12 protein-coding genes are annotated in these 14,839 nt (G+C 72.8%); 7 read left to right on the top strand and 5 right to left on the bottom strand.

Annotated features, from left to right (window positions below; all coding sequences use genetic code 11):
• Positions 1-54: 54 nt before the first annotated feature.
• Positions 55-1,218 carry a hypothetical protein gene (locus ACIA5G_RS18370; RefSeq protein WP_395924481.1) on the top strand — a complete coding sequence of 388 codons (1,164 nt, stop codon included), beginning with the start codon at positions 55-57 and terminating at the stop codon, positions 1,216-1,218.
• Between the two features lie 9 nt (positions 1,219-1,227).
• Here ACIA5G_RS18370 and ACIA5G_RS18365 read toward each other — a convergent pair whose 3' ends face one another.
• A complete protein-coding gene (locus ACIA5G_RS18365) occupies positions 1,228-1,869 on the bottom strand; it encodes a response regulator (protein WP_395924479.1) in 642 nt (213 codons plus the stop codon).
• Entirely contained in the window at positions 1,866-2,987 is a 1,122-nt protein-coding gene (locus tag ACIA5G_RS18360; RefSeq protein WP_395924477.1) for a sensor histidine kinase, read from the bottom strand. The genes ACIA5G_RS18365 and ACIA5G_RS18360 overlap by 4 nt, the downstream gene beginning before the upstream one ends.
• 96 nt (positions 2,988-3,083) lie before the next feature.
• Between ACIA5G_RS18360 and ACIA5G_RS18355 the strand changes: the two genes are divergently transcribed.
• Positions 3,084-3,938, top strand: a complete 855-nt coding sequence (locus ACIA5G_RS18355; protein ID WP_395924475.1) for a M23 family metallopeptidase — start codon at positions 3,084-3,086, stop codon at positions 3,936-3,938.
• A 158-nt stretch (positions 3,939-4,096) separates the two neighbouring features.
• On the top strand, positions 4,097-5,170 hold the full coding sequence (locus tag ACIA5G_RS18350; RefSeq protein ID WP_395924473.1) for a DUF4192 domain-containing protein: 1,074 nt from the start codon (positions 4,097-4,099) through the stop codon (positions 5,168-5,170).
• A gap of 653 nt (positions 5,171-5,823) precedes the next feature.
• On the opposite strand, the gene galE is transcribed toward ACIA5G_RS18350, so the two are convergent.
• The 3 genes from galE to ACIA5G_RS18335 all read right to left on the bottom strand — a co-directional run bounded on the left by galE (position 5,824) and on the right by ACIA5G_RS18335 (position 8,813).
• Positions 5,824-6,813, bottom strand: coding sequence for a UDP-glucose 4-epimerase GalE (galE, locus tag ACIA5G_RS18345; RefSeq protein WP_395924471.1), 990 nt, complete (start codon positions 6,811-6,813; stop codon positions 5,824-5,826).
• 102 nt (positions 6,814-6,915) lie between these two features.
• Positions 6,916-8,100, bottom strand: a complete 1,185-nt coding sequence (gene galK / locus ACIA5G_RS18340) for a galactokinase (RefSeq protein WP_395924469.1) — start codon at positions 8,098-8,100, stop codon at positions 6,916-6,918.
• Positions 8,097-8,813, bottom strand: coding sequence for an iron dependent repressor, metal binding and dimerization domain protein (locus ACIA5G_RS18335; protein ID WP_395924467.1), 717 nt, complete (start codon positions 8,811-8,813; stop codon positions 8,097-8,099). The genes galK and ACIA5G_RS18335 overlap by 4 nt, the downstream gene beginning before the upstream one ends.
• Before the next feature lie 113 nt (positions 8,814-8,926).
• On the opposite strand from ACIA5G_RS18335, the gene ACIA5G_RS18330 reads away from it, so the two are divergent.
• The 4 genes from ACIA5G_RS18330 to ACIA5G_RS18315 all read left to right on the top strand — a co-directional run bounded on the left by ACIA5G_RS18330 (position 8,927) and on the right by ACIA5G_RS18315 (position 14,836).
• Positions 8,927-9,772: a sulfurtransferase gene (locus tag ACIA5G_RS18330; protein WP_395924465.1), complete on the top strand. Its 846-nt coding sequence runs from the start codon at positions 8,927-8,929 to the stop codon at positions 9,770-9,772.
• 80 nt (positions 9,773-9,852) lie between these two features.
• Positions 9,853-11,022 (top strand): acetoin utilization protein AcuC, encoded by a 1,170-nt coding sequence (locus ACIA5G_RS18325; protein ID WP_395924463.1) that lies wholly within the window; start codon positions 9,853-9,855, stop codon positions 11,020-11,022.
• Between the two features lie 2 nt (positions 11,023-11,024).
• Positions 11,025-13,706, top strand: a complete 2,682-nt coding sequence (locus ACIA5G_RS18320) for a GNAT family N-acetyltransferase (RefSeq protein ID WP_395924461.1) — start codon at positions 11,025-11,027, stop codon at positions 13,704-13,706.
• Entirely contained in the window at positions 13,703-14,836 is a 1,134-nt protein-coding gene (locus tag ACIA5G_RS18315) for a serine hydrolase domain-containing protein (protein WP_395924943.1), read from the top strand. Before ACIA5G_RS18320 ends, ACIA5G_RS18315 begins: the two co-directional genes overlap by 4 nt.
• Positions 14,837-14,839: the final 3 nt, after the last annotated feature.

The raw sequence follows: 14,839 nt of genomic DNA, 5'->3' as shown, positions 1-14,839 counted from the left end.
TTCCGGAGGTCCGGATAGGGGACAGCGGCTGCCGGATCCGTCGGGGAGGACGTCATGGTGAAGCTGGAAGAACTGCGGGCGGCCACCGATTTCCTGGTCGCGTCCGGGGAACTGGTGTCGATCGGGTTGATCGTCCGGGACGCGGACGGCTCGTCGCTCGGCGCGGACCGGCTCGCCGCCCTCAAGAGCGGGTTGGGGGACCGGCTCCTCGCCGCGGCCCAGCGGCAGTTCAAGGACGTCCAGAACGGCTCCGTCGAACTTGGCGCGACCGGCGGGACGATGACCGTGCGGCTCTACGCCTACGGACGGCTGAACCTGGCCAAGAGCAACAGCTCGACGGCGGGCGGCCACTTCGAAGCCAAGGTGCTGGCCCTGGTGAAGTCCCTGGTGGAGGAGCTCGAAGGGCTCGGCGGCGACCGGCCGGTGCACGTGACCGCGTGCTGGCGCCCGGGCGGCAGCCTCGAACTGGGGGACACCGACCCGGTGATCTCCACCGACACCGCCGCGATCGACCGGCGGGTGCACCGGATCGAGACCCGGCGGCAGCGGCTGAAGAAGTATTCCGCGGCCGCGATCCTGGTCGCCGCGGTCAGCGGGATGGGCGGCGGGTTCGCGTTCGTTTCGGCCGACTTCGCCAAGTTCGCGCTGTTGATCCTCCTGTACTCGGGCGGCTTGCTGGCGTACGGCGTGTGGGCCCGGATGGAATCGAGCTCGCTGTTCAAGGACATCGAGGCGATCCGGGGCCAGCAGGACCTCGAACAGATGCTGGCGGGCGAGGAGCTGGAGCGCCGGGCGATGAAACTGTTCCAGGTGCACAGCCAGCAGCTGAAGCGGTACTACGACCAGGCGCTGCGGCAGCGCGGGCTGATCTTCTTCACCGGGATCTTCTGCATCGTCGCCGGATTTGCCGTGATCGCGATCGCGTTCGTGCTGCTCAGGTCCGCGACGCCGGCCGGTTCGCTCGAGAAGATCCTGGTGGCGTCGCTCGGGGCCATCGGCGGGATCCTCGGCAACTTCATCGCCGTGGTCTACCTCAGGATGTTCACGGAGACCGTGCAGTCCATCGGGACCTTCCACGACCGGCTGGTGGCCACCCACCACCTGCACTTCGCCAACTTCCTCGTCTCGAAGGTGACGAACGACGACAGCCGCGACGCCGCGTTCCGCCTCCTCGCCGAGATCGCGGCGAACCAGGATCGAGACGGTGCGGCCCCCTGACCGCGAGCGTCAGTCGGCAATGCCGGCCCGGTAGGCGAAGGCGACCGCCTGCGCGCGGTCCCGCAGCCCGGCCTTGGTGAACAGGTGGTTCACGTGGGTCTTCACGGTCGCCTCGCTCACCACGAGCGTGCGCGCGATCTCCGTGTTCGACAGCCCCGCCGCGATCAGCCGCAGCACCTCGATCTCCCGCGCGGTCAGGCCTTCGACCTCCTTGACCCGCTTGGGCGTGCTGCGCGTGGCGGCCTCGACGAGCCGCCGCTGCAGCTCGCCGTCCACTGTGGACTGACCGGCGGCGGCCGAGCGCAGCGCCCGGGCGATGGCCTCGGCGTCGGCGTCCTTCGTCAAGAACCCGCGGGCGCCGGCGCGCAACGCGGCCAGCAGCGACTCGTCGTCGGCGTAGGTGGTGAGCACGACGACCTCGGTGCCCGGGTGCTCGGCGCGGATCCGCTCGGTGGTCTCGACGCCGTCGCAGCGCGGCATCCGCAGGTCCACCAGCACAACGTCGGGGCGGTGCTCGGCGACCAGGTCGAGCGCGGTGAGCCCGTCGGCGGCGGCGCCGACCACCTCGACCCCGGGCAGCAGCCCGAGCAGCGTGACCAGGCCTTCCCGGACCACCGCCTGGTCGTCGGCCAGCACCACGCGCAGTGTCACGCCGGCACCGTCAGGTGAATCCGCCATCCGTCCTCCCCCGGCCCGCTCTCGAGCTGTCCGTCGAGCAGCGCGACCCGTTCGCTCATCCCGCGCAAACCGTAACCTGCCGCCGGCGCGTCGGGCGGGCGCCTGCCCTGGCGGTCGGCCACGGTCAGCGCGACGGTTCCGGCGCCGAAGTCCAGCGTGACGTCGACATCGGCGTGCGCCGCGTGCTTGCGGGTGTTGGCCAGCGCCTCCTGCACCGCGCGGACCAGCGCGGTGCCGACCGCCGGGTCGAGCTCACGCGGCTCGCCCTCGATCGTCAGGTCCGCGCGGGCCCCGCTGTCGAGCCGGTACGCGGTCAGGAGGTCCGCGATCGTGCGTTCGACCGGGACGGCGTCCTCGCGCAACGCGGCGACGGCCTTCCGCGCCTCGGCGAGGCCTTCCGACGCCAGCTTCTGGGCCCGTTCGATCTGCGCGACGGCGTCCGGGCTCGCCCCGTCGCGCACCAGCATGAGCCGCGCGCCCTGCAGGTTCAGCGAGAGCCCGGCGAGCGAATGCGCCAGGACGTCGTGCACTTCGCGGGCGATGCGGGCGCGTTCGGCGAGCGCCGCGGCGCGGGCGTGCTCCTCGGTGGCCGTCTGCGCGCGGGCCAGCGCCAGTTCGGTCTGCTCGATCCGGGCCAGCCGGGTGCGCCGGTTCAGCCCGAGCAGCACGACCACGGCGAGGATCGTGTAGGTCGGCAGGGCGCCTTCCCACGCGTGGTGGTGGCCGGCCCAGAAGGTGATCACGGCCAGGTCGACGCCGACCGCGAGCACGATCGGCACCCTGGACTGCCGGAGCACGACGAAGAACGTGGTGCTGAACATCGTCACCGAGGCCCAGCTGTTCGGCACCACCGCCCACAGCCCGCCCGCGGCGGCGATCACGGTGAGGGTGATGACCGGCAGCAGCCGGTGGCCGGCGACGTCGAAGATCCACAGCAGCGGGATCGACAGGACCAGGGTGATGCCGATCAGGATCCAGGAGAGCGTGTTCGCGCGGGGCATCGCGGCGAACATCGGCACCGCGACGAACCCCCAGCGCACCCAGTCCTGGGCCTGCGGGAGCCGGTGGAGATCGGCTCGTCGGGTGATCATCTTCGGTGCCCTCCGCGGGGTGGTTGTACGGAAAATGTACCGACGCGGGCTTCCCTTGGCGGGTCAAGCTGCCCCGTTTGTCAGGAGGTACTCCCCATGTCCAGGTTGCGACGGCTCGCCGTGTTCGCCGCCGCCGCGGCGCTGCCCGCGCTCGGCCTCACCCTCGCCGGCCAGGCGACCGCGTCGGCGGCGCCGAACTTCCAGGTGCCGTTCAAGTGCGGGGTCACCGTGACCGCCGCGACGTTCAGCGGCCACAGCCCGGAGTACTCCGTCGACTTCCAGAAGTCGGGCATCACCGGAATGCCGGTGCTCGCGGCCGCGTCGGGCACCGTGACCCGGGTGGCGAACGAGGGCAGCACCAGCTACGGCAAGTGGATCGAGCTGGACCACGGCGGCGGCTGGCGCACCCGGTACGCGCACCTGTCGGAGCAGGAGGTCTCGGTCGGGCAGTCGGTCTCGGGTGGCCGGGAAATCGGCAAGGCGGGCGCGACCGGCGGGGTCAGCGGCCCGCACCTGCACTTCGAGGAGCGGCTCGACGGTGTCGTCCAGAAGGCCAAGCTGAACGGCGTCGCCGTGCCGTACTACGGGCACACGAGCTTCACCAGCAAGAACAACTGCGGCGGCAACCCGTACTCCGCCGAAGAGGTCTGCGGCTCCGGCTTCTCCGTCGTCGACCAGCAGGCGCTGGCGAACTCGTCGGGCACGGCGTACCTGCTGTACAACGCCTCGACCAAGGCGAACTGCGTGACGACGCTGAAGGCGACGTCGCTCGGCACGGCCAGCCCGGTCTCGGCGTTCCTCGAGGTCCAGGGTTCGGCCCGGACGACCGATTCCGGCAGTTTCACCTACTACGCCGGGCCGGTGAAGAAGACCGCCGAAGCGACCTGCGTGAAGTGGGGCGGCTCGGTCGGCAGCAACACCTACGAAAGCGGTTTCGAGCACTGCGGCTGAGCCGGACCGGTCGGTGGGGCCGGGCAGCATAGCCCGCCCCACCGACAGAAACCCGCCGTCCGGCCGGCTCCCGCCCGGTTCCGTCCACATCGGCCCCGGCGATCCACAGATTTGCCGCCACCGCCCCATCCGGCCCCGTTCTGCCCCACGGTGGAGGCATGACCACTTCCACCCCGACCGGCCGGGCGCCGGTCAACCTCCGGGACCCGGCGCAGCTGCTGGCCGCGCTCCCGTACCTGATCGGGTTCCGGCCCGAGAACTCCGTCGTCGCGCTCGGCCACCGGGCCCCCGTGGGCAACCGCCTGGGCCTGGTGCTGCGCGGCAACCTCCCCCGCGGTGAAGACGAGGTCCGCCAGGCCCGCGCACTGGCCCCGAAGTTCGCCACGGGCGCGCACACCGGCGTGACACTGGTGGTCGTCGGCGGCCGGCGAAGACCCGGTGACCCGCCACCGCACGCGGGTTTCGTCGACGAACTGGCCGACGCGCTGGCCGAGTTCGGCCTCCCGGTGCTGCACGCGATGTGGACCGCGGAGATCACCGAGGACGCGCCGTGGGGGTGCTACGCCGACCCGGAGTGCGGCGGCACCCTGCCGGACCCCCGTGCAACCGTGGCGGCCGCAGCGGCGACCGGCTGCGGCACGGTGGCGTTCGACAGCCGCGACGAACTGGCGGCGCTGCTCACCCCGCGTTCGCCGGACGCGCTCGCCCGCCGCGCTGCCCAGCTGGCGCGCCTGCCTTCGCCGCCGCGGCCCGAAGCAACGCGCGTTTCCGATGCGGCGTCGGAGATCCGCGCGGCCTTCGAGCGTCAGCTCCGCGGCGAAGGACCTCCGACGGACGAGGAGGCCGTGTTGCTGGCCAGCGCCCTGACGATCGCGGAGATCCGCGACGTGTGCCTGGCGATGGCGGTCCCACCCCACCTGCCGGCGGCCCGCGAGGCCGAGCGCCTTTGGCTGACGCTGGTCCGCGAACTCCCGGCGCCGGAACGCGCGGAAGCCGCGGCGCTGCTGGGCTATTCGGCCTTCATGCGCGGCGACGGGACTCTGGCGGGCATGGCGCTGGAGAACGCGCTGGAGGCGGCTCCGGGCCACGTCTTGGCGACGCTGTTGAAGGCGGTGCTGGAGCGAGGCACGCCACCGGAGGTGCTGCTGGGCCTGGCATTGGCCGCCGACCCGGCGGGCATTTCCGGCTTCGGCCTGGAACCCGTGGACCTCGACAGCTTCGAGAGGGCGTGATTCGTGCTTGCCCGCTGTCCACTGAGGACTCCGGTTCCGCGTCCTAAGCTTGAGTGGCCGGCTGTGCCTGGGTGAATTCCCCGGCGTCGCGGACGAGGCCGGTCAGTTCGGTGCGTTCCGGCTTAGGCCGGTCGCTGGCTACCCGCGCTGGAAGCCGTCCGGTTTTGCGCACGAACTGGCACTGGCCGAGGCAGGCGAGAACGGCGCCGACGAGTCAGGGCGCGATCGGACATACGGCAACTGCGGTCTGAAACCCGGCGCCGGTGAGGGCGGGCCGACCGGCCCACTCCCGCTGCACGGATGCCTCAGCCCTGGGCGGCCCGCGGGGCTTGGGTGAATCTCCAGGCGTCGCGGACGATCTCCGTCAGCTCGGTGCGCTCAGGCTTCCAGCCCAGCGCTTCCTGGTCTGGGTCGCTGGCTGTTCGAGACCGGCGTTGGTGAGGGCAGGTCGACCGGCCCACTCCCGCTGCGCGGATGGCTCAGCCCTGGGCGGCCCGCTGTGCCTGGGTGAATTCCCAGGCGTCGCGGACCATCCTCGTCAGCTCGTGCGTTCCGGCTTCGGGCCCAGCGTTTCGTGGTCTAGCTCGCTGGCTGTCCGAGACGGGCGCCGGTTGGGGGCGTGCCGACCGGCCCACCCCCACCGCGCGGATGCCTCAGCCCTGGGCAGCCCGCTGTGCCTGGGTGAACTCCCAGGCATCGCGCACGATCCCCGTCAGCTCGGTGCGCTCAGGCTTCCAGCCCAGCTCCTCCCGAGCCCGGTCGCTGGCCGCCACGAGCGCGGCCGGGTCGCCGGCGCGGCGCGGTGCTACCGCCGCCGGCACCGGGTGGCCGGTGACCTCGCGACAGGCCTCGATCACCTCGAGAACGGAGAAACCCGTGCCGTTGCCCAGGTTGTAGATGCGGTGCTCACCCGCGGTCGCGTGCTTCAGCGCCAGCAGGTGCGCGTCCGCGAGGTCCACCACGTGGATGTAGTCGCGGATCGCGGTGTGGTCGGGCGTCGGGTAGTCGTCGCCGAAGATCTGGATGCGCTCGCGGTCGCCCGAGGCGACCTGGAGGACGAGAGGAATGAGATGGGTTTCCGTGGTGTGGCGCTCGCCGAACGCGCCGTACGCGCCCGCAACGTTGAAGTAGCGCAGGCTCACCGCGGCCAGGCCGTGCGCGACGGCGAAGCTGGTGATCGCCGCGTCGATGGCGAGCTTCGTGGCGCCGTAGGTGTTGGTCGGGCGGGTCGGCGCGGACTCCGGGATCGGCGACTGGTCCGGTTCGCCGTACGCCGCCGCCGTCGAGGAGAACACCAGCCGGGGCGTGCCGTGCTCGTGCATGGCCTCGAGCAGCCGCAGCGAGGTGACGACGTTGCCTTCCCAGTACTTCGCCGGCTCCGCCATCGACTCGCCGACCAGCGACTTCGCCGCGAAGTGCAGCACGCCGTCGAAGCCCTCGCGAAGCAGGCTGCCCGCCACCTCGGCGGCGTCACCCTCGATGAACCGCGCGTCCGGGTGGACGGCGTCGGCGTGGCCGGTGGACAGGTCGTCGACCACGGTGACCTGGTGGCCGGCTTCGACGAGCCGGGCGGCGCAGACACTGCCGATGTACCCGGCTCCGCCCGTCACGACCAGTTTCAGGGCGTTGCTCTGCTCCGACACGTCCAGGCCTTCCTGCCGAGGGTGGTGACTGTGCGCCACAGTCTTCCCCCATGGCGACGCACGGGTCCGCGCGGGGGTTGCCCCGGGCGGACCCGCGCGGCCTCAGAGCTCGTCGCGGCCGGCGCCGCGGGAGGGCACCGCCGTGAACATCCGCGGCCGCCGGTAGCCGGCTTTCTCGTACGCCGCTTCGACGGCCGCCTTGACCCCGGCCAGGTCGGCGTCGCGGACCAGCGCGATCGCCGAGCCGCCGAAGCCGCCGCCGGTCATCCGGGAGCCGAGGGCGCCGGCCTGCCGGGCCGCGTCGACCGCGAGGTCCAGCTCGGCCGTGGAGATCCGGTAGTCGTCGCGCATGCTGACGTGCGACGCGTCCAGGTACGGGCCGATCTCGGCGATCTTCCCTTCGCGCAGCAGCGCGACGACGTCGAGGACCCGCTGGTTCTCGGTGACCACGTGCCGCACCAGCGGCGCGAGGTCGTCCGGCAGCCGGTCGAGGGCGTCGGCGAGGCCTTCGGCGGTGACGTCGCGCAGCGCCTTCACCCCGAGCAGCTCGGCCGCTCGTTCGGTGCCGCGCCGGCGCTCGCCGTACCCGCCTTCGGCGTGCGAGTGCTTCGTGCGGGTGTCCATGATCAGCACCTGCAGCCCGGCCTCGGCCAGGGCGAACGGCACCTGCTCCTGCTCACCGGACCGCACGTCGAGGAACAGGACGTGGGACTCGGTGCAGCAGAGGGACGCCGTCTGGTCGAGCAGGCCGGTCGGCGCGCCGACGAAGTCGTTTTCCGAGCGCTGCACCCACCGGGCCACCTGGGGCCGGGCCGGGACCCGCTCGCCGGTCGCGTCGAGCTCGAGGCCGGCCAGCCCGAGCAACGCCAGCGACACCGCGCACTCGAGCGCGTGGGAGGAGGACAGTCCCGCCCCCGACGGCACGTCCCCGGCGATGACCAGGTCGGCCCCGGCCGTGAAGCCCTGGTCGCGCAGCACCCAGGCGACCCCCGCCGGGTACGCGGCCCACCCGCCGACCGTGCCCGGCGCGAGGTCGGCGATCTTGAGGTCGCCGGAGCGCTGGAGCTGGCCGTCGTCGCCCAGCGTGGCCACGGACAGGACGCCGTCTTCGCGAGGTGACGCCGCCGCGGCCAGGCGGTGCGGCAGGGCGAACGGCAGCACGAAGCCGTCGTTGTAGTCGGTGTGCTCGCCGATCAGGTTGACCCGCCCCGGGGCGGACCACACACCGGCCGGCTCGACGCCGTGCACCGTGCGGAACGCCGCCTTGGCCTCCGAGGCCGGGCTCACCTGGCCTGCGCCAGGACGGCGTGCAGCGCGGAGCTGGCGACCTGGGCGGTGGTGTCCCCGCCGGTGACCTCGATGGTGCCGCCGTTGGCCCGGCCGATGGTGACCGTGCCGCCCGGCACGATGCCGACGGACTTGAGCTCGGTCATCAGCGACTCGTCCAGCTGGACGTGCTCGGCGATGCGCCGGATCTCGACACGGCCGCCGCCGGTGCGGGCGAACTCGTCGAGCCGGACGAGGTCGGCCTCGGCGGGCGGCGCCGGGTCACCGTCACCCAGCTTGTCCAGGCCGGGGATCGGGTTGCCGTAGGGCGAGGTGGTCGGGTGGTCGAGCAGCTTGACCAGCTTGCGCTCGACGGCCTCGCTCATCACGTGCTCCCAGCGGCACGCCTCGTTGTGAACGTGTTCCCACTCGAGCCCGATGACGTCGACGAGGAGGCGTTCGGCCAGGCGATGCTTGCGCATGACGGCGATGGCCAGCTCACGGCCGTGGTCGGTCAGCTGGAGGTGCCGGTCGTCGGCCACCACGACCAGCCCGTCGCGCTCCATGCGGGCGACGGTCTGGCTCACGGTCGGGCCGCTCTGCTGCAGGCGCTCGGCGATCCGGGCGCGCAGCGGAACGACACCCTCTTCTTCGAGCTCGTAGATCGTACGCAAGTACATCTCGGTGGTGTCGATGAGATCGTTCACGCTGTCCCCTTCGTCCGCGTTGCTCATCGTAGTCGTTGACCCCGACAGCGGCGGGGGGCCTTGCGGATAACAACTCGCCGGTGGGGGATATGTCCGCACCCCGGCGCGGCCGGGTGGGCGGCCGCTGGAAGATGGGAGGCATGCGTCCGCTGATCAGCACCACCGACCTCGCCGCCGCGCTCGGCGGCCCGGCCGGCGACCGGCCCGTCGTCCTCGACGTCCGCTGGCGGCTCGCCGGCCCGCCCGGCGCCGACTCCTACCGGGAGGGCCACCTGCCCGGCGCGGTGTTCGCCGACCTCGACCGCGTGCTCGCGGGCGAGCCGGGCGAAGGCGGCCGGCACCCGTTGCCCGACCCTGCCGACCTGCAGCGCGACCTTCGCGCGGCCGGTGTGCGGGCGGGCGCGCCGGTGGTGGTCTACGACGACGCCGACGGTTCGGTGGCCGCGCGGGCGTGGTGGCTGCTGCGCTGGGCCGGCCACGACGAGGTCGCGGTCCTCGACGGCGGTTACGCGGCGTGGACCGCCGACGGCCACCCCGTCGACACCGAGCCGGCGCGGCCGGAGCCGGGTGACATCACGGTCCGTCCGGGCGCGATGCCGGTGCTCGACGCCGACGAGGCGGCGGCCCTGGCCCGCGACGGCCTGCTGCTCGACGCCCGCGCCACCCCGCGCTACGCCGGTGAGACCGAGCCGGTCGACCCGCGGGCCGGCCACATCCCGGGCGCGGTGAACGCGCCGTTCGCCGGCCACACCGGTGAGGACGGCCGCTGGCGCGCGCCCGAGGAGCTGGCCGCCCGGTTCGCGGACCTGGGGTTGCGCCCGGGCGAGCCGGTCGGCGCGTACTGCGGCTCCGGGGTCACGGCCAGCTCGGTGGTGCTGGCGCTGGAGCTCGCGGGCCACGCCGGCGCCGGGCTGTACGCGGGCTCGTGGTCGCACTGGTCGCGTGACCCGGAGCGTCCGGCGGCGACGGGCAACCTCCCGGGCTGAGCACGGCACGGGAGGTGCGAGAGCCGGAGCGCGGCTTTCGAAACCACGGATCGCCGCGGCGGGCACTACAGTCGGACGGTATGTCGCCGGCTGTCGTGTGGGACTCCGCCCTGCTGGGTTACGACCTGGGCGGGGAACACCCGTTCAACCCCGTCCGGCTGGAACTCACCGTCCGGCTGGCCACCGAGCTCGGGGTGCTCGACGGGGTCGAGCTGCTCGTGCCGTCCGCCGCCGGGGACGAGGAGCTGCTGCGGATCCACGCCCCCGAATACCTCGCCGCCGTGCGGGAGGCGCCGCTGGTCGGGTGGGACGTCGGGCACGGGCTGGGCACCGCGGACAACCCCGTCTTCACCGACATGCACGACGCCTCCGCCCTGGTCGTCGGCTCGACGCTGCTGGCCGCCCGCAAGATCGCGGAGGGGGAGGCGACCCGCGCGGTCAACATCGCCGGCGGGCTGCACCACGCCATGCGTGACCAGGCGGCCGGGTTCTGCGTCTACAACGACTGCGCGGTCGCCATCTCGTGGCTGCTCGACCACGGTTTCGAGCGGATCGCCTACATCGACACCGACGTCCACCACGGCGACGGCGTCCAGGCGGCGTTCTACGACGACCCGCGGGTCCTCACGATCTCGATGCACCAGCACCCCTTCACGCTCTGGCCGGGCACCGGCTACTCCGGCGAGACCGGCCGCGGAAAGGCCGACGGCACCTCCGTCAACATTCCCCTGCCGCCGCGCACCCGGGACCCGGGCTGGTTGCGGGCGTTCACCGCCGTCGTCCCGTCGATGCTGGCGGACTTCGAGCCGCAGCTGCTGTTCACCCAGTGCGGCGTCGACTCGCACGAAGAAGATCCCCTCGCGGACCTCTCGCTGAGCGTCGACGGCCACCGCACCATCTACAGCACCCTGCGCGACCTCGCCGAGACGTACGCGGGCGGCAAGTGGATCGCCGTCGGCGGGGGCGGCTACCAGCTGATCCGGGTGGTGCCGCGGTCGTGGACGCACCTGATCGCCACCGTCCTCGACCGGGACGTCGCCCCGTCGACGCCGTTGCCGCCCGGCTGGATCTCCACCGTCAAGAAAGCGGCTCCACGCGCCGAGCTGCCTCTGGCGATGACCGACGACCGCGACACGGAGTTCAAGCCGTGGGGTGACGGTGAGGACGACCCGGTCGACGTCGCCGTCCGGGACACGCGCCGGGCCGTCTTCCCCTTGCACGGCCTCGATCCGGACGACCCCAGGGACTGACGATGGCCGGCCGTGATCCCTTCGACTACCCCCGCGACTGGGAGGCCGACGTCGTGCTGTCCGACGGCGGCACCGTCCACCTGCGCCCGGTCGTGCCCAGTGACGCCGACGGGCTCGTCGCCTTCCACGGGAAACTGTCGGAGCGCACGCGCTACTTCCGCTACTTCGGCGCCTACCCGCGGATCCCGGAGAAGGACCTGAAGCGGTTCTCCACCGTCGACCACCACGACCGGGTCGCGTTCGCCGCGTTCCTGGGGGACGACATCGTCGCGGTCGGCCGGTACGAGCGGCTCGACCACGGCCCGTCGGCCGAGGTCGCCTTCGTCGTCAGCGACGCGCACCAGGGCCGCGGAGTCGGCTCGATCCTGCTGGAACACCTCGCCGCGGCCGCGTCTGAGTGCGGGCTGCGCCGGTTCGTCGCCGAGGTGCTCGCCGAGAACGCCGCCATGGTCCGCGTCTTCCGCGACGCCGGGTACCAGGTCAGCCGCGAGATCGAGGAAGGCGTGCTGCACCTGGAGTTCGACATCGACCCGACCGAGGAGTCGCTGGCCGTGGCCCGCTCGCGGGAGCAGGCGGCCGAGGCGCGCAGTGTGCACAACCTGCTGCACCCGACGTCGGTCGCGGTGATCGGCGCGTCCGCGGAGCCGGGCAAGGTCGGGCACGTCGCCTTCGCGAACCTCTTGGCCGCCGCGTTCACGGGCACCGTCTACCCGGTCAACCCGGAGCACCACTCGGTTCGCGGCGTCCGCGCCTACGCCTCGGTGCTCGACATCCCGGACCAGGTCGACCTGGCCGTCGTCGCGGTGCCCGCCGAGGTCGTCGAGTCCGTTTTGGACGCTTGCCTGGCGAAGGGCGTGAAAACGCTGCTGATCGTCTCCGGCGGGTTCGCCGAGGCGGGCCTGCACGGCCTGCACGCCGAGCTGCGGCTGGTCGGCGAGGCGCGGGCGCACGGCATGCGCGTGGTCGGGCCGAACGCGCTCGGCGTCCTCAACACCGCGCCCGGCATCCGCCTCAACGCCACCCTCGCGCCGCGGCTGCCGGCCCGCGGGCGCACCGGGTTCTTCTGCCAGTCCGGCGCTTTGGGCACCGCGATCCTCGCCGACGCCGAGTCGCGCGGGCTCGGGCTCTCGACGTTCGTCTCGGCCGGCAACCGCGCCGACGTCTCCGGCAACGACCTGCTCCAGTACTGGGAAACCGACCCGGACACCGATCTGGTGCTGCTGTACCTCGAGTCGTTCGGCAATCCGCGCAAGTTCGCGCGGCTGGCCCGGCGGCTCGCGCGGACGAAGCCGATCGTCGCGGTGAAATCGGGGCGGCACGCCGTCCGCCCGCAGCTGGCGGCGACGTCGACGGAGATCGACGAGGCCAGCGTGCAGGCGCTGTTCGAGCAGGCGGGCGTCGTGCGGGTGGAGTCGCTGGCGCAGCTGTTCGACACCGCGCTCGTGTTCGCCCACCAGCCGCTGCCCGCCGGGCCGCGGGTCGCGATCGTCGGCAACTCCAGCGCGATCGGGCTGCTGGCCGCCGACACCGCGCGGATGCAAGGGCTGCGCCTGGCGTCGGACCCGGTGGACGTCGGCCCGCAGGCCGGGCCCGACGACTTCGCCAAGGCGGTCGGCGAGGCGCTGACGTCGCCGGACGTCGACGCGCTGGTCGTCGTGTTCGCGCCGCCGGTGGCGATCCCCGGTACCGCGTACGCACGCGCCCTGCGCGAAACCGTCGTCGAACTGGGACAGCGCAAGCCGATCGTCTCGACGTTCCTCGCCGCCGAAGGAGTGCCGGACGAGCTCGCCGTCCTGTCCGAAGACGGCGTCCCGACGCGCGGCTCGATCCCGTCGTACCCGAGCCCGGAACGTGCAGTGAACTCCCTCGCCCAGGTCATCCGGTACGCGGCGTGGCGGCAGCGCCCGCAAGGCACGCTCGTGACGCCGTCGGGGATCCACACCGAACAGGCGCAGGTGATCGTCCGCGAGCTCCTGGAAAGCGAGAGCGGCAAGACGACGCTGTTGTCGGACACCGACGTCGTGCGGCTGCTGGGCTGTTACGGCATCAACGTCGTCCCCTTCCGCGTCGTGTCCACAGTGGACGACGCGGTCGCGGCGGCGGCCGAGCTGGGTTACCCGGTGACGCTCAAGGCCGTCGACGAACGCCTGCGCGGCCGGCCCGACCTGGCCGGCGTGCGGCTCGACTTGGCCTCCGACGAAGCCGTGCGCACCGCCTACGAGACGCTGCGCGAAATCTCCGGCGACGACGACGTCTACGTCCAGCGGATGGCCCCGAAGGGCCTGTCGTGCGTGATCGGGCTGCAGGACGACCCGTCGTTCGGCACGCTCGTGTCGTTCGGGCTGTCCGGCCTGGTCAGCACGCTGCTGGGCGACCGCGCGTATCGTGCGGTGCCGCTCACCGACGTCGACGCGGCCACGCTGCTGCGTGAGCCGCGGACGGCGCCGCTGCTCACCGGCTACCGCGGTGACGAGCCCGCCGACCTCGCCGCCCTGCAGGACATGGTGCTGCGGGTCGCCGCGCTGGCCGAGGACAACCCGGAGGTGCGGTCGCTGGTGCTCGACCCGATCCTGGCGTCGCCGGACGGCGCTTTTGTCGCCAATGCCCGGCTTGTCCTGGGGCCACCGCCGTCCCGGCCCGACACCGGCCCGCGGCGCCTGCGCGCCATCAACCCCCAGGACTGAGCATGCTCACCGAACTGCTGAAGGGGCACGCCGCGGACCTGCCCGGCGCGGTCGCGCTCGTCGCGCACGGCGACCAGGTCGAGGTGGCGGCGGTGGGCTCGGCCGACGCCGGGGGCACCGTGCCGATGGCGCGGGACTCGCTGTTCCGCATCGCCTCGCTGACCAAGCCGATCGTCGCCGCGGCGGTCATGCTGCTCGTCGACGATGGTGAGCTCGCGCTGGACGACCCGATCGCGCGATGGCTGCCGGAGCTGGCGTCGCCGGTGGTCGTGCGGACGCCGGCCGGGCCGGTCGACGACGTCGTGCCCGCCGCCCGCCCGATCACGGTCGCCGACCTGCTCACTTTCCGCTGCGGGTACGGCTTCGCGGCGGACATGACGCTGCCCGCCGTCGACCTGTTGCTGCAGGTGCTGGGCCACCCGGCAGCGGCGCCGCGGGACCTGTCGCCGGACGAGTGGACCGCCGCGCTGGCGCAGGTGCCGCTGCTGCACCAGCCGGGCGAGGGGTGGCTCTACGGCACCGGTTCGAGCATCCAGGGGGTGCTGATCGCGCGGGTGTCGGGCCGGCCGCTGCCGGAGTTCCTGGCGGAGCGGCTGTTCGAGCCGCTGGGCATGGCCGACACCGGGTTCTTCGTGCCGACCGCGGCGCTGGGCCGGTTCACCAGCGCGTACCGGCCCGGTGAGGCGGGGCTGCGGCTGATCGACTCGCCGGAGGGCCGGTGGAGCTCCGCGCCGGCGTTGCCGTCCGCGGCGGCGGGCCTGGTTTCGACGGCTGACGACCTGCTCGCGTTCGGCCGGTTCCTGCTGGCCGGAGGCACGGTGGGCGACCGCCGGCTGCTGACGACGGCGTCGGTGCGCCGGATGACCACCGACCACCTGACGCCGGCCCAGCGTGAGGCCGGCCGGATGTTCCTGGACGGCCAGGGCTGGGGCTACGGCGGTTCGGTCGACGTCGAGGCGCGGGAACCGTGGCACGTGCCCGGCCGCTACGGCTGGATCGGCGGCGCGGGCACGGCCTGGCACGTGGTCCCCGCGACGGGCACGGTCACGGTCCTGCTCACCCAGGTCGAGATGACGAGCCCGGCGCCGACCCCGCTGATGCGCGAGTTCTGGACCTACGCGGCGGAGTAGGGC

Source organism: Amycolatopsis sp. NPDC051758 (genome assembly GCF_044453095.1).
In the GTDB taxonomy this organism is placed as follows: Bacteria; Actinomycetota; Actinomycetes; order Mycobacteriales; family Pseudonocardiaceae; genus Amycolatopsis.
The sequence above is the reverse complement of the archived record's forward strand: the minus strand, read 5'-3'. Positions and strand labels throughout refer to the sequence as shown.

Bases quoted from the DNA above. Each gene is read 5' to 3' on its own strand.
- ACIA5G_RS18335 (WP_395924467.1), bottom strand. From the start codon at position 8,813: ATGAGCAACGCGGACGAAGGGGACAGCGTGAACGATCTCATCGACACC.
- ACIA5G_RS18355 (WP_395924475.1), top strand. From the start codon at position 3,084: ATGTCCAGGTTGCGACGGCTCGCCGTGTTCGCCGCCGCCGCGGCGCTG.
- ACIA5G_RS18370 (WP_395924481.1), top strand. From the start codon at position 55: ATGGTGAAGCTGGAAGAACTGCGGGCGGCCACCGATTTCCTGGTCGCG.
- ACIA5G_RS18360 (WP_395924477.1), bottom strand. From the start codon at position 2,987: ATGATCACCCGACGAGCCGATCTCCACCGGCTCCCGCAGGCCCAGGAC.
- ACIA5G_RS18325 (WP_395924463.1), top strand. From the start codon at position 9,853: ATGTCGCCGGCTGTCGTGTGGGACTCCGCCCTGCTGGGTTACGACCTG.
- ACIA5G_RS18350 (WP_395924473.1), top strand. From the start codon at position 4,097: ATGACCACTTCCACCCCGACCGGCCGGGCGCCGGTCAACCTCCGGGAC.
- ACIA5G_RS18330 (WP_395924465.1), top strand. From the start codon at position 8,927: ATGCGTCCGCTGATCAGCACCACCGACCTCGCCGCCGCGCTCGGCGGC.
- ACIA5G_RS18320 (WP_395924461.1), top strand. From the start codon at position 11,025: ATGGCCGGCCGTGATCCCTTCGACTACCCCCGCGACTGGGAGGCCGAC.